Origin of the sequence: Limnobacter sp. (assembly GCF_036405155.1) — a bacterium.
Lineage (GTDB): Bacteria > Pseudomonadota > Gammaproteobacteria > Burkholderiales > Burkholderiaceae_B > Limnobacter.
The window spans coordinates 402,541-416,301 of record NZ_DASWYD010000004.1 but is presented as its reverse complement, the minus strand read 5'-3'; the positions used below and the strand labels follow the sequence as shown (position 1 = coordinate 416,301).

Sequence of the window (13,761 nt, the reverse complement as noted above, 5' to 3'; positions counted from 1 at the left end):
GGAGAACAGACATGGCCATGAATGCTTACGATGAGGATGAAATCAGCGAGATCAACATGACACCCTTGGTGGACGTGATGCTGGTGCTGCTGATCATTTTTATCATCACCGTGCCGGTGATCACGCACTCGGTGAAAGTCGATCTGCCACAAGCCACCCAGCAGCCCACCGAGGTTAAACCAGAAGTGGTGACCGTGACTGTGAAAAAGGACGGGCAACTGTTGTGGAACGACGATGCGCTGGATTTGCCCGCGCTGGAGGTCCGCCTGAAAGCTGCGGCCGCCCAGACCACACAACCGGAGTTGCGCATTCAGGGCGACCGCCATGTGGAGTATGAAAAAGTGGTGCAAGTGATGGCCGCCGCACAACGCGCCGGCCTTCAAAAACTGGGGTTCATCACGCAACCCCAGTGATTACTGACCTAGGTCATCAGCGAAATGCAGCCGAATACCAGCCTTGTTGAGACAACGCCGGGCGCGCCGGCAGTGGCATACCGGCCACCACTTTCTCGGTGGCTGTGCCGTACTTCAACCAGGTTTCCGTGCGGCGCACGCCCACCGGTTCCTTGCTGAAGTCACACACCCCCTGCGGGAAAATGTCCTTCACCTTGGCAGCAAATGCGGCCGCATCGGTAATGGCTGGTACACCGGCATAATCCTTGGCATCCACCGGTTTCAACTGGCACTTGTTGGTCAGGGTCTGAATGTTGTCACCCGCCACAGTGCGCGGGGTTCCAAACCGGGTTTGAACAATCAAGTGCTGAAGATTGCTCAACGGGCCGGTCACCTGGGTGGACTGTCCTGTCGGGTCGTAGGCCGAAAAATCGACGCCACACACCTGGTTGGCCACTGCATCAACAATTTGTCCAGCCTCGGGTGGGGGTGTCGGAATTTGATTGGACGCAGTGCCTGGAATCAGCGGACGGGGATAAAACAGGTTTCCACTGAGCGGCACAAACGGACCGTCCTGGGCATACAGGCTTTGAGCAGACAGACACTTGTCGCGTGCAGCAGCGGGTTTGTCCGCCACCACTTTTTCGGGCAGTGGCTTGTTGCTGGTGTCGGCCTCGATGGCACTCAGCCAGCGGTCCATCACCAACAAGGCCTCGGTGCTGTAAGTGCTGTCACCGGCCAACACAATTTGCCCAAACCAAATCACATGGTTGTTGAAATGGCCCTGCTTGGCCTTCAGGCGGGCGCGCATTTGCCAGCTGTGGTAAGCATCGTGGGCAATGCCGGGGTCGGCGCCCCGCAGGTCGATGATGGGGATGTTGCTCAGGTTTTCTGCCGTGTTGATGGCCCCTGTTTTGTAGGCATTCGAGATGGCAAACACATCGCCCAGCGTGCGCTCGGGTTGACGCTTCACATCCACGCTAAAGCCGCCGATGTTCTTGTTCAAGTCCAGAAACTGGTCGGGTGTGATGAGGCCCTGCTTCAGTGCACCCAAACCATACTGAACACCGATGTTGTCCAGCGGCAGGCCCGTGAATCCGCGCCCAATTTTTTTCTCATTGGCCGACCAGCGTTCGGGTGGGCGTGTACCAAACTGGGTGTTCATGTAATCGATGAGACCGCAGCGCAAACCACCCGGATTGTTGACTGCATCGTATTGCTTGGCAGCACCCCGCAGGCCCGGGCAATCGGCTTGTGTGGGGTAGGCACTGGGGAAAAATGCGAGGTCGGACACCACCGGGTTGACGGGCAAGTGGCCATACACGGCCGGGTATTGAACAATGGGGATGAAGTTGCGGTTGTAGTTGGGGAACTGCGCGGAGTCTTCCTGTGGATTGGCACCCGGGTAGCGGTGGCCAAAATAGGTGTTGAGCAGGTTGTACTCCGCAAACTGGGTGGCGGTTGTCCACACGTCGGGGTATGAACACTGCACGATGATGCCTTGGTAAATGCCGGGGTACGCATTGGCAATGTGCTGCTGGGCAATGGCACCACCCGAGCAACCGGTGCCAATGGTGTAACGCAACTCGCCGTACTGTTCGATGATGCGCTCTTTGGCCATCATCAGTGATTCAGCCGCAGTGACCAGGTTCACATTGTGGCCCAGGTTGGCCAGTGCAGTGGACAGCGTCACAAAACCACGACCCAAGGCCACGGTGATGCTGTCGCCCAGCACGAATTCCAGTCCATCGGGTGCAGTGCCGGAAATATCGCCATTGGGCGGGTTGCCCGGGCCATAGGTTACGCCCACATTGCCACCATGGTGAATCAGCAGTTTGTGGTTCCACTGCGGTTGCGCCTTCCAGGGCTCCCAGCCGTCTTTGGGGTTGTACAGCGACATGATCTGGTAACGATCGCGGTTTTGAAAGCCGCGCTCCACCCGCACAATGAACGGCATGGTCACACCGGTTTCTGTGGTGGTGGTGGCGATGTCGGAATCTGCTGGCGGATTGCTCGGATCGTAGGGCAGGAAGGTGGGTGCAAACTTCTGCGCAGCCGGGTCTGACTGAGTCAACACGTGTTGCAACTGGTTCGCTGGCAGGTACTTGAAACTGTATTCCGCCGGTTGATCGCACTGGGCGTTGATGGCTTTTTCATTGGTGCAAGTCCACGGCTGAACTTGTGGACCCGAGAACACCGGACCGCCGTTGGGGTGGTTCACCACGGTGGTCAACAGGTTCTTGCCGCTTTTGAGCTTGGCCACAATCCGCGTTTCACCCAACGGCAAATTCACCACGCGGCCCATGTAACGGCCATTGCTGCGCAGGGCAAAACGGTCACTCACATCCACCGTGCCCGCCATCACCTTCACATTCTGAAGATCAGCCACGTCATCGGCCTTGATCTCCAGCAAGGCATCGCCACCGCTGATCAGGTCTGACCGGTTGGACAACACCAAGATGCCGGGAAAAAACTGCTCCTCCTGCGGCGTGGTGGGGTTGCCGCCACCATTCTCAGTGGGTGTGGTGGGTGTGCCATTGCTGGACAAGGTCGAGATGGACGAACCATCGCCCATGCAGGCCGAGAGTAAAACCAGGCTGCCCAAAGCCCAAGCGTGTAGGTATTGTTTTGTCATGGTTGTTGTGTGGTGGGTTGTCTCCATGAACTGGTACATGGAGAGGACAAAAACCCGATTCACATCAACAGCTTGTGAACGTCAACTCTTTGACACAGCGGCGGGGTTTTGGCCACTTTTCTTGGGCATGATGTGAACCGCCTGCAGGTTCATGCAGACCCACAAGGACAGTCCAAGGCGCAGTCCTGGCCGCTGCGGACCAGACACCACCAATCGGAAGTGCAGCGCAGGATGGTCGGCCAACGCCAATTCCACCAGGCTGAGCTCCCCCAGGTCGCGCAGTTGCACCACTTCCACCGGCAACACCTCTGTGGATGCATCGCCCAAACGCTGAACAGGCAACGTGTGGTGAAGCTCCAAAGCATCGGCATGAACCACCCAACTGACCGGGAAGTTTGCGGGAATTTTTCCTTTGTCCGACACCTGCAGCACAGGCCCGGAGGTTGACTCGGTCGCATCCGGCTTTTCCAGCCATTGCAAAAGCCCAGTGCCTGACGCCTGCCCTGCCCCCAACCACCGACCATGAAAACGGTTTTGAATACCGACAAGGTCGGCCACACGGGAATTGCGCGGGCGCTGGTGAACTTCGGCGGGCGCGCCTTCCTGCAGCACCTCACCACCATCCAGCACCACCAACTTGTCGCCGAGGTGCCGGGCCTCTTGCAGGTCGTGCGTCACCAACACCATGGGGATGTTCAGTGATTGGCGCAGGTCTGCCAGCAGGGCATACAAGGCCTGCCGGTTCATCGAGTCCACGGCAGAGAACGGTTCGTCCAGCAAGAGCAATTGCGGACGTCGGGCCAGCGCGCGGGCCATGGCCACCCGTTGCTGTTGACCACCGGAAAGCCCAGCCGGCTTTCGGTGAATTTCATCGCCGGTGAGTTTCACACGGCTTAGCCATTCAATGGCTTCAGCCCGCTGCTGTACCTTGGGCAGGTGCATGAGGGCCAATGCCACATTGTCGATGGCACTGAGGTGCGGCATTAGCGCATAGTGTTGAAACACCATGCCCACACGACGCGCCTGGGGCGTTTTAAACACGCCCGCTTGCAGGTCCATCCAGACTTCGCCCTGCACGCGCATGTGCCCGGCATCAGGCCGCATTAACCCTGCCATGACCCGAAGCATCGACGACTTGCCTGCACCGGAAGGGCCCACCAGCACCAGCAACTCGCCCGGCTGGCAACTGAACGCGCCGTGCAGGCGCATGGGATGAGCCTGACTCAACTCGATGAAGAGACCCTGCTGCACGCTGCTCATGTGGTGCGCCGCCCGCGTCGACCTGACAGTGCCAATGACATAGCCACCGCCACCATGGAAAACAACAGCAGCACCAGCGACATGCGGTTGGCCGAGGCGAGGTTAAACGCTTGCACCTGGTCGTAGATGGCAATCGCCAAGGTTCGCGTTTCACCTGGAATGTTGCCGCCAATCATCAACACCACGCCAAACTCACCCAGGGTGTGAACGAAGGTGAGCACCAAGGCAGAAAGAATACCGGGCCAAGCCAGGGGTAGCTCAATGCGCAAAAAGATATGCCATTGCGACAAACCACTGACCTGGGCTGCCTCATTCAAACTGTGGGGAATGGATTCAAAAGCCCGCTGAATGGGTTGAACCATGAAGGGTATGTTGAACAACACCGAGGCCAGGAGCAACCCTGAAAAGTTGAATGTGAGCGACACACCCAGCGATTGAAGCCACTGCCCCACCGCACTGCCGCCACCGACGGCCACCAACAGGTAATACCCCATCACCGTGGGCGGCAACACCAAGGGTAACAACACGGCAGCCTCTATCCACACCCGACCACGGAATGGCGTTTTCGACAACCAACGCCCAAGCAGCAACCCCACGGGCAACAGCACCAGCAAGGTGCCCAGCGCCAGTTGAATCGACAGTCTGAAAGCGGACCAATCCATCGGCTTACTCGTAACCAAACTTGCGCAACACAGCCTTGCCCTCAGCCCCTTGTACAAAGGCTGCAAATGCGCGGCTGGCCTGCGTATTGCGAAGCAGCACCATGCCCTGTTGCAAGGGCTTGTGCTGGTTGCGATCAATCAACACGTACTGGGTGGCCTGCGCCAGTTGCGGGGCCATGGCTAATGACAATGCGACCAAGCCGCCCTGCGCAGCGCCAGTGGACACAAACTGCGCCGTTTGGGAAATGTTTTCGCCCAACACCAGCCTGGGCTGAATGGCGTGCCACAGCCCGGCTTTCTCCAGCGCCTCTTGTGCACGCATGCCGTAAGGAGCCAACTGCGGGTTGGCAATCGCAAAGCGGGACAAGCGGCCATCGGCGATGGCTGCTTTCAAATCACCCAAGGTTGGGTCGGCCTTCAACAGGCTGGACACCTCAGCCCCCGGACGGGCCCTGGGCAGCAGCAAGACCAAGCGCCCTTCTGCATAGGTGACCACCGGGCCAGGCACCAACCGATCGGTCACCAGCTTTTGGGGAAACTCCAGGTCGGCCGCCATGAACACATCAAAGGGGGCGCCCTGCCGTATTTGGCTGTAAAACTGGCCGCTGGCACCGTACACCGCGCGAACGGTGTGGCCTGTTGCCTGTTCAAACCGGGTGGACAGCGCGTCCATGGCGTATCGCAACGTGGCTGCGGTGGCCACCGTGACCGTGTCGGCCAAAGCATGGGGCGGGGCCAGCAGCAATACAGTGAAGGTCAGGGCTTGAATCCAGCGAATGGCTTGGGCAATCAGGGGCATGTTGGTTAACACAGTGATGGCACTTGCACATTGTGCCGATGCGGGCTGGTCAAAACCAGTTCAGGCTGTATTTTGATGCACAAATGACCACCCCGTAGCGAGCCGCCTTGCCAACAGCCACCAACATTAAAAATTGCCAGAAAGAGACCCGCAGCACACCTGCAACAAACGTTAGTGGGTCGCCCACCACAGGCAACCAGGCCAAGAGAAGGCTCCAACGCCCGTACCGATGAAACGCTTGGGTGATGCGCTCCAACTGATGGGCCTTGAACACAAACCAGCGGCGGTCTTGAAAATGCAGCAGCCAACGGCCCAAGGCATAGTTGATCACCGATCCCAAGGTGTTTCCAGCCGTTGCAATCAACAGCAGCGCCCAAATGGGTTTGCCCTCGCGAACGAGGGCAAACAGCACCGCCTCCGAGCCCATGGGCAGCAAGGTAGCTGCCACCAGGGCCGAAAAAAACAGCGCGAGGTAGGTCAAAAAAGAACCTGCTTAAACCAGGGTCAGCTTAACGTCCACGTTGTTGCGGGTGGCGTTGGAGTATGGGCAAACCTGGTGCGCTTTTTCAACCAGCGCATGTGCCGCTGCTGCGTCCAAGCCTTCCAGCTTGATTTTCAATTCCACATCAATGGCAAAACCCACGCCTTTGGGGTTGCCGCCTATGCCCACCACCGCGGTGATTTCAGGCTCAGTGGGCAGTTTGATTTTGTCCTGGCCAGCGACAAACTTGATGGCACCGATGAAACAGGCCGAGTAGCCGGCTGCAAACAGTTGCTCCGGGTTGGTGCCCGGGCCGCCGTTGCCGCCCAGTTCTTTGGGTGTGCTCAGGGCAACCGACAGGCGCCCGTCGTTGGTGGCTGATTTGCCTTCGCGGCCGCCAGTGGATGTGGCTTGAGTGGAATAAACAACTTGCATGGTGGCTCCTGTGGGGTGGGTGATCAGACTGGACAAATGTTATCGCGATAACGAATTAACTGCAAGCCAGTGCATCATGGAATTTTTCAATCAACTGGATTGGATTTTCGCGCGCAGTTCGTCCAGCTCGGCTTTCAATTTCAGCAATTGTGCGGTGCTAATGCCACACTTTTCAAACAGACAACGGTTGACCATCAAGGCCTGTGCACGCAGGTCACGGCCATTGTCCGTCAAGTGGATTTTAAGCTGGCGCTCGTCTTCGTTGCTGCGTTCCCGGGTGAGCAAACCCTGCTCTGCCATGCGCTTCAGCACGGGGGTTAAAGCACCGGGCTGCTGTCCCAGTTGGCGTGCAATATTGATCAAACTCAGGCCATCTTCTTTCCACAAAATGAGCATGACCAAATATTGTGGGTAGGTCAGCCCAATCGGTTCCAGCAAGGGCTTGTAAAACTGCGTGATGGCCAGCGAGGTGGAGTACAGGGAAAAGCAGAGTTGGTTGTCCAGCGACAGGGGATCGTGATCAGCCATGACAGTGGGATTGCATCCTCATTTCAGAATGGCCCAACGGTAACACAATCCAGTACCGGTGGATTTACAAACGGTCCACGGCGCGCGCAATCGCGAAGGCCCGGTCTTGCGGCCCAGTCACTTTGAGGGCAGTCAACAAATCAGGTTGGCCCAACAGCTTGTGCAGGAGGCGCGAAAAATCGTAAGGCGTGCCCTTCTCCACCGAACGCATTTTGATAAGGCCCATCTGAAAAGCAGGTCGATATTTTGGGTAATAGCGCTCCACATGCGACAACGCAAACACATCGGCATACAACTCTTGTCGCTGTGCGCGTTGCACCGGGCCGAAATCAATCTGCTCTTTGAATTGCACGCAGTGGCCAGACTCATGGGCAAAAAACGCCTCGTACACCACCTTCTTGGGCAGGCCCTCAAAAAACTGCAGGTAATGCTCGAAGCTGTGCCAGGACGTGTCTTTGGGATTGATGAAAAAAGTGCAAGTGCGGTTGGCCGGGGTGTACTGCGTCATGAGCGCAGACTCGTAGGGGGTGGACTCATTGAGCATTTTGAACTGCACGCGGTAGCCGTGCATTTTGCCGTAGCCACGGGCCACCGCGCCCGCCACTTGGTCGATAAGTGCCGCGTCGTCAAAGTTTTGAAAGCCGTTGGCCTGCACACCCGTGGGCAGCAGGCACATCAGGCTGGCCAACACTGCCCATGAAGTGTATTGCATGGGGGTGAGTGTACCGGCTTCAGGACTGTGCGTTGATCCAGCTCACGGTTTTGGCCCAAATGGTGTTGGGTGCGTCTTTGCCGCTCATGATGGCAATGTGACCACCCGGACCAATGAAAAACTCTTTCACGTCCGACCCCACCACATTCACGATGGCCTTGCAGCAGCTCACGTTGGCAAGGTTGTCGGACTTGCCAGCCACACCCAGCACCGGGCATTTGATGTCTGCAAAATACGCCACCTGCTTGCCCACCTTGAACTGCCCGCGGGCGGTTTCATTTTCCAGCCAAATGCTGCAAAACCAGTCGCGCAGCGCGCCGCCCGGGTAGGCCTCCAAGCTGTCGATGAATGCCGCCTGGTTGGCATGCTGGGCCACATACTCGCGGTTGTCCAGTTGAGTAAACAGGCTCCAGTAGCCTTTCAGGCTGCCCACTGGGTCCAGCAATTTGAAACCAATCACGTTGGCCCAGCCCGGTGTGTACAACAACTTGGCAGGTACTTTCCGGAAATTCAACCGGGCTGTTTTCAGCACATGGGCCAGCTTTTGGTACTGCTTGCCAATGGCGCCGTTGGCATGGCCATCAATCGGGGTGCCATAGGTCACAATGCTGTGAATGTCGGCGTCTTTGAACAAGGCGGTGTAGGCCAGCACCATGCCACCGCCCATGCTCCAACCCTGCAGGTTCAACTTCTTGGAGCCGGAGTGCTCACGCACAGCGTTCAGGCATTCCGGCAAAAAATCGGCAATGTAATCATTCAATGTCAACCCAGCCTGTTTGCGAGTTGGGCAACCCCAGTCCACCAGGTACACATCAAAGCCCTGCGCCATCAGGTAACGGACCAGGCTGCGCTCGGGCAACAGGTCATACACGTACATGTTGACGGCCAAAGGTGCCACCAACACCAAGGGAATGGGGTTGCGGGTCTTGCTGACCGGCACCACCGACTCGCCCACCATGATTTCATCCTCGGTCAACGGCAAGTAATGGCGCACCTGGTGAATGCCGCGCTCGTGCACCACCTCATAAGGCTGCAAACCGGCCCGCACCATGGTTTTGGCTTTGAACAGGCGGTCCCAGCCATTGTTGGACATGGAACTGATGCGACGAAGACTGAGGGAATTGGCCATGGCGGTGATGTCTCTAAATTGTGGCGGGCTGGTCTTGTGGAGGGCCAGCCTCGGTTTCAATGTTTGCGGGATTGTTGCAGATTTCAGCCGGGCAATTTGGTGGCCCAACTCTAAAGTTACCCCCAAGTTACTTAAATTGGCTCAAACCCGTGCACAATCACGGGCAACCGCCCCGGTGCATCATCCGGCAAAAAAGCAGACACACCGGGCGAATTTGAAACCACGATGCGCCCTGCCTTTGTACAATCTAGACACAAGGGCCCAAACAACCGCCCATCACAACACCGGGAGACAGAACCATGTTGCACGCACTTGAGGTGATATTCCTTCGCCTTTACATGCTGATTTTCAAAGCCGTGACCGCCATGTTGCCATTCAAGTGGCCCAAAGTATTTGAAGGCACGGACTCATCGCTGGAACTGGTGCGTTTTATCGCTGCACAAGGCCACAAGCGGGTGTTGATTGTGTCGGACGCGGTGTTGGTAAAACTGGGCATTTTGAACAAAATGCAAGCTGAACTGCAGCGCCTGAACGTTCAATATGCCGTGTACGATGGTGTTGAGCCCAACCCAACCGTGCAGCAAATTGAAGCCGGTTACGGCATTTTGAAGCAGAACAACTGCGAAGCCATTTTGGCGGTGGGCGGAGGTTCTCCCATCGATGCAGCCAAAATGATTGGTGCACGCGCCAAAAACCAAAAACCCATTGTGAAAATGACCGGTCTGTTCCGCGTGTGGCGCGGCATGCTGCCCCTGTACGCCGTGCCCACCACCGCCGGTACAGGTTCAGAGTGCACCATTGCTGCCGTGGTGACCGATACTGAAAACAAGCGCAAATTGCCGGCCATGGACCTGAAGTTGATGCCCACAGCCTGCGCGCTGGATGGTGCCCTCATGACTGGCCTGCCACCCCACATTACTGCCGCCACCGGCATGGACGCGTTGACCCACGCCGTGGAAGCCTTTGTGTCCAACAACGCCATGCGCAAAACCGACGTGAAGGCCATTGAAGCCACGCAACTGGTGATGAAGTACCTGGACACAGCCGTGACCAACGGCAGCGATGTGGTCGCCCGCCAGAAAATGGCCCGTGCCTCGCACCTGGCTGGCATTGCATTCACGCAAGCGGGCGTGGGCTATGTTCACGCCATTGCGCACAAGTTTGGCGCCATGTACCACACACCCCACGGCCTGGCCAACGCCATCGTGATGCCGCACGTGCTGGACTATTCCCTGCCCAACTGCGCGAGCCGCTTGGCCGAACTGGCACGCCACTGCAACATTGGCCCAGCCAACGGCGACGACCTGCATGTGGCCCAAGCGTTCATTCAGCGCATTCGCGACATGAATGCGAAGTTTGGCATCCCCACCACGCTGGCGGCACTAAAATCGGAAGACATTCCTGAAATCGCCAAATCGGCCCTGGGCGAAGCACGCTTTACGTATGCCGTGCCCCGCTACATGACCATGGACGTCGCCAAAGGCGTGATCCGCCAAATGTTGCCCTCCGCTTAAAACCGACAAACAGCGCCTCAAGAAACGGCCAAATCTGCCGTTAATGCAGATGAACCCGTTTTGCGAGGCGCCTGTGATGAGCACCCCTTCGGCGGCCCACTTGGGCACGCCCAATACCCAAACCCTGACACAGACGGATGGTTTGACTGTCCATGTGGTGCATGAAATCAACAACCCCGTCTCGTTTGTGATGGCCAATATTGGCCACCTTGGGTTTTACATCGATGACTTGTTTAGCCTGATCGATGCCTACCGAACCGAACTGCTGGAACACACCCAGACCCCAGACGCAGACCAGTTGGCTCATCGCTTGGACCTGACGCACCTGCGCGAAGACATTCAACATGTGCTGGACGAAAACCGGCAAAGCCTGGAGCGCGTCAAGCGGGCTATTCAGGGCTTGAAAGCCAGCCATCCGCATCCCTAAATCCACCTGCCACCCATCGTGTTTTTCTATCAGTGTGAATAGAAAAATTTCATGATTGCGGTAACCATTCTGTCGTCCAAACCGATTTAAGGTGAGCGTTGAGCGGGAGGCTCCGTTCAGCGTGCACGCGCACGTGCAACACCCATTTCCGACAAGGATGCAGAACACATGAACAATACAATTTTGAATTGCGCACTGGGCGGCCTATTGCTGGCTGCCGTGACCCCTGCCGTGCATGCGCAGGAAACCAATGCTGTGACGCTGGTTGACGGGCTGGAGGGCGTTTTTGGAAAACAGGACGGCTTTCGCCGGTCTGGCGCCAAAGGCGTGTGTGCCAAAGGCGTGTTCACAGGAACCCCAGCTGGCGCAGCGTTGTCGTCTGCCTCGGCATTCAGCGGCAAACCGGTGCCAGTCATTCTGCGCTTCTCGGTGGGAGGCGGAAATCCCAAAGCCCCGGAAAATGCAAAGTCAGTCCGTGGCATGGCCATTCAGATGGATCTGCCCAACAATGAGCAGTGGCTGATGGCGAATATTTCAACCCCGGTGTTTGGTGCAGCCACGCCCGAGAGTTTTCAGGCATTTCTGGATGCGCGACGCCCAGACCCAGCCACGGGTAAGCCAGACCCTGCAAAAATTGCGGCTGCCACAGCGGCCAACCCCGATCACAAGATTCAACCTGAATTTTTGAAAAACCGCGGGGTACCCGCCAGTTATGGCGCAGTCAATTACTGGGGAGTCAATGCATTCAAAATGACCAACAAAAAAGGTCAAAGCCAGATGGTGCGCTGGGTATTTGAACCGGTGGGCGGCGAGGAATTTCTGAAGGAAGAGAATGTGGCCACAACACCACCGAACTTTCTGGTCGATGAATTGAAAGGACGGGTGGGACAAATTCCCGTCAACTTCAGCATGGTGGTTCAGTTGGCTGCCGCAGGCGACCCCACCAACAACCCCACTGTGCTTTGGCCTGCAGACCGCAAAACCGTGGTGGCCGGCAATCTGGCAGTCATGTCGGTGGAAGACAAAACCGTCTGTGACGGCATCAACTTCAACCCACTGGTTCTTCCCAAGGGCGTTGCGGCATCCGATGACCCGATTCTACTGGCTCGGCCTGGTGCATATGCCGTGTCGCAAAGCCGCCGTTTGAGCAAATAAGGCGCTGCCATAAAAAAACCCCGGCGACAAGCCGGGGTTTTTCTTGAACATGGTTGCGTTTACAGCTTTTCCATACCGGAAATTTTCCACTGCCCGTTGACTTTGGACAGCGTCAATTTGGCAGCGGACTTCTCTTTTTTCTCGCCCACTTTGGTCGTGAAGTTGGCCTTCACAACATAGTCGCCATTTTCCTGCTTTTGCGCATCGCTCACATCCATGTCTTCGATGTGAATGTCTTCGGGCTTGGGCATGCCCAGCATGGACTGCGCAGCCTCAGAAGCGCTTTTCCCGCCCAAAGCACTCATGACATTCATCTGCTCTTGCACTTGGGTTCGCAGGGTGGTTTGCAGGGCTGTTTGTACATCGGAATCGCCGGGCGCACCGGAACAGCCAAAAAGGCCCAAAGCCAGCACCACTGCCATGTAATGAGTTTTCATGTCTCGTCCTGAATGTTGTTGTCGTTGATCGATCGGGTTTGAGTATTCAGTCACATCACCGGGCCTGTGTCTACACCGTGCTACGGGCCGTCGATGCTCACAATGTATCAAAAGCCAGCGCAAATACAAGACAAGGCGCGCGGGTTTCAACCACCGTTTCAAGTGCCCAAGAGTTCGAGTGTCTTTTTGCTGTGGAAGAACCGCTTCAGGTGGCGGCGAATAAAGTCCTCCGCCAAGCCCTCGGACACCAGCAAATTCGCCAGGTCGGGCGCGTAGTTGGCAATTTCCTCAACCACCATGTCGCGGCTCACGCCGATGTCGTCCAGCAAGGCTTGCAGGCTTTGCTCGCCATACTTGTCAAAGAAAAAGTCCACACCCGCGTCAATGCAGCTCTTCAAGTAATCGGTGTCCCGGAAATTCAGCCAGAACTCATAACCCAGCACCATGAACTCCTGCAGGTCCTGCTCGGTGATGTAGTCCTTGTAAGCCGCCAAAGGCCAATCGCGAATCACATCCCAAAAATTCAGTGCGCTGTGCAACGCGGTCTCGCGGTATTGCTCATTGTCCAGTGCCTCGTTCACCATCTCCAGGGAACCGGACACACCCGAGTCCATCAGCTGCCGCACCCGGTCTTCCAGTGAATCGGACAGTTCCGGGGCTTTGCTGCTCAGCCATTCCCGCACTTTGCGTGTTCCTGCGGCAACTGAGCCAAACTTCATCAGGTTGTTTTGTTCCAGCAAATAACCCTTGAGCACCGTGAACACCACGTCAGAGAGGAAATGTTTGAACGCGGCGCTGTTGCGAATGTTGGTCACCGTGTGGTCCAGCACCCCGCCCTGTTCAAAAATTTTCTCGATGAATTCAGTGGCCACTGCATCGGACACCACTTCGCCAACCCGGGTGCTGCGGCTGGCCGGAAACTCGAAAATCAGGCGGGCAATTTCACCAAACAATTCGGGAATGGCGCCACCAATTTCCATGTCCACCGCATAGCGGCGGGCTGTGGCTTTCACTTTTTCCCGGTCTGCTGCGGCATTCAATGCAATGTGATCAAGGCGGTCATAGAACCGACCCACCTCATCTTCCACCAAACCCACAAATTTTTTGCCTTTGAGTTGCTGCATCCAGAAGGCCACCTGGGCCTCCAACAACGCATCAGCCAGGGTTGTGGGGTCTTTTTTTGAAGTCGCCATGG

At 56.8% G+C, this 13,761-nt stretch carries 15 protein-coding genes; 4 read left to right on the top strand and 11 right to left on the bottom strand.

Annotated features, from left to right (window positions below; translation table 11 throughout):
* Window positions 1-11: 11 nt before the first annotated feature.
* A complete protein-coding gene (locus VGE55_RS05825; RefSeq protein WP_331130755.1) occupies window positions 12-413 on the top strand; it encodes a biopolymer transporter ExbD in 402 nt (133 codons plus the stop codon).
* A 16-nt stretch (window positions 414-429) separates the two neighbouring features.
* Here VGE55_RS05825 and VGE55_RS05820 read toward each other — a convergent pair whose 3' ends face one another.
* The 9 genes from VGE55_RS05820 to VGE55_RS05780 all read right to left on the bottom strand — a co-directional run bounded on the left by VGE55_RS05820 (window position 430) and on the right by VGE55_RS05780 (window position 9,033).
* Window positions 430-3,027, bottom strand: a complete 2,598-nt coding sequence (locus tag VGE55_RS05820) for a DUF6351 family protein (protein WP_331130754.1) — start codon at window positions 3,025-3,027, stop codon at window positions 430-432.
* Between the two features lie 81 nt (window positions 3,028-3,108).
* Window positions 3,109-4,287 (bottom strand): ABC transporter ATP-binding protein, encoded by a 1,179-nt coding sequence (locus VGE55_RS05815; protein ID WP_331130753.1) that lies wholly within the window; start codon window positions 4,285-4,287, stop codon window positions 3,109-3,111.
* Complete coding sequence (gene modB, locus VGE55_RS05810) at window positions 4,284-4,949, bottom strand: molybdate ABC transporter permease subunit (RefSeq protein WP_331130752.1); 666 nt, start codon at window positions 4,947-4,949, stop codon at window positions 4,284-4,286. The genes VGE55_RS05815 and modB overlap by 4 nt, the downstream gene beginning before the upstream one ends.
* Window positions 4,950-4,953: 4 nt before the next feature.
* The gene (modA, locus tag VGE55_RS05805; protein WP_331130751.1) at window positions 4,954-5,748 is read right to left on the bottom strand and encodes a molybdate ABC transporter substrate-binding protein; all 795 of its coding nucleotides are present in this window, start codon (window positions 5,746-5,748) and stop codon (window positions 4,954-4,956) included.
* 49 nt (window positions 5,749-5,797) lie between these two features.
* Window positions 5,798-6,175: a YqaA family protein gene (locus VGE55_RS05800; RefSeq protein WP_331130877.1), complete on the bottom strand. Its 378-nt coding sequence runs from the start codon at window positions 6,173-6,175 to the stop codon at window positions 5,798-5,800.
* Window positions 6,176-6,241: 66 nt separating this feature from the next.
* Window positions 6,242-6,664, bottom strand: coding sequence for an organic hydroperoxide resistance protein (locus VGE55_RS05795; protein ID WP_331130750.1), 423 nt, complete (start codon window positions 6,662-6,664; stop codon window positions 6,242-6,244).
* Between the two features lie 90 nt (window positions 6,665-6,754).
* Window positions 6,755-7,192 carry a MarR family transcriptional regulator gene (locus VGE55_RS05790; RefSeq protein ID WP_331130749.1) on the bottom strand — a complete coding sequence of 146 codons (438 nt, stop codon included), beginning with the start codon at window positions 7,190-7,192 and terminating at the stop codon, window positions 6,755-6,757.
* Between the two features lie 64 nt (window positions 7,193-7,256).
* Window positions 7,257-7,904, bottom strand: coding sequence for a hypothetical protein (locus VGE55_RS05785; RefSeq protein WP_331130748.1), 648 nt, complete (start codon window positions 7,902-7,904; stop codon window positions 7,257-7,259).
* A gap of 19 nt (window positions 7,905-7,923) precedes the next feature.
* A complete protein-coding gene (locus VGE55_RS05780; RefSeq protein WP_331130747.1) occupies window positions 7,924-9,033 on the bottom strand; it encodes an alpha/beta fold hydrolase in 1,110 nt (369 codons plus the stop codon).
* A gap of 299 nt (window positions 9,034-9,332) precedes the next feature.
* On the opposite strand from VGE55_RS05780, the gene VGE55_RS05775 reads away from it, so the two are divergent.
* The 3 genes from VGE55_RS05775 to VGE55_RS05765 all read left to right on the top strand — a co-directional run bounded on the left by VGE55_RS05775 (window position 9,333) and on the right by VGE55_RS05765 (window position 12,129).
* Window positions 9,333-10,547 (top strand): iron-containing alcohol dehydrogenase, encoded by a 1,215-nt coding sequence (locus VGE55_RS05775; RefSeq protein WP_331130746.1) that lies wholly within the window; start codon window positions 9,333-9,335, stop codon window positions 10,545-10,547.
* 76 nt (window positions 10,548-10,623) lie between these two features.
* Window positions 10,624-10,974 (top strand): hypothetical protein, encoded by a 351-nt coding sequence (locus VGE55_RS05770; RefSeq protein ID WP_331130745.1) that lies wholly within the window; start codon window positions 10,624-10,626, stop codon window positions 10,972-10,974.
* A gap of 168 nt (window positions 10,975-11,142) precedes the next feature.
* The gene (locus tag VGE55_RS05765; RefSeq protein ID WP_331130744.1) at window positions 11,143-12,129 is read left to right on the top strand and encodes a catalase family peroxidase; all 987 of its coding nucleotides are present in this window, start codon (window positions 11,143-11,145) and stop codon (window positions 12,127-12,129) included.
* Between the two features lie 59 nt (window positions 12,130-12,188).
* Here the strand turns inward: VGE55_RS05765 and VGE55_RS05760 are convergent, their stop codons facing one another.
* Window positions 12,189-12,566, bottom strand: a complete 378-nt coding sequence (locus VGE55_RS05760; protein ID WP_331130743.1) for a hypothetical protein — start codon at window positions 12,564-12,566, stop codon at window positions 12,189-12,191.
* 158 nt (window positions 12,567-12,724) lie between these two features.
* On the bottom strand, window positions 12,725-13,759 hold the full coding sequence (locus VGE55_RS05755) for a hypothetical protein (RefSeq protein WP_331130742.1): 1,035 nt from the start codon (window positions 13,757-13,759) through the stop codon (window positions 12,725-12,727).
* Between the last annotated feature and the right edge of the window lie 2 nt (window positions 13,760-13,761).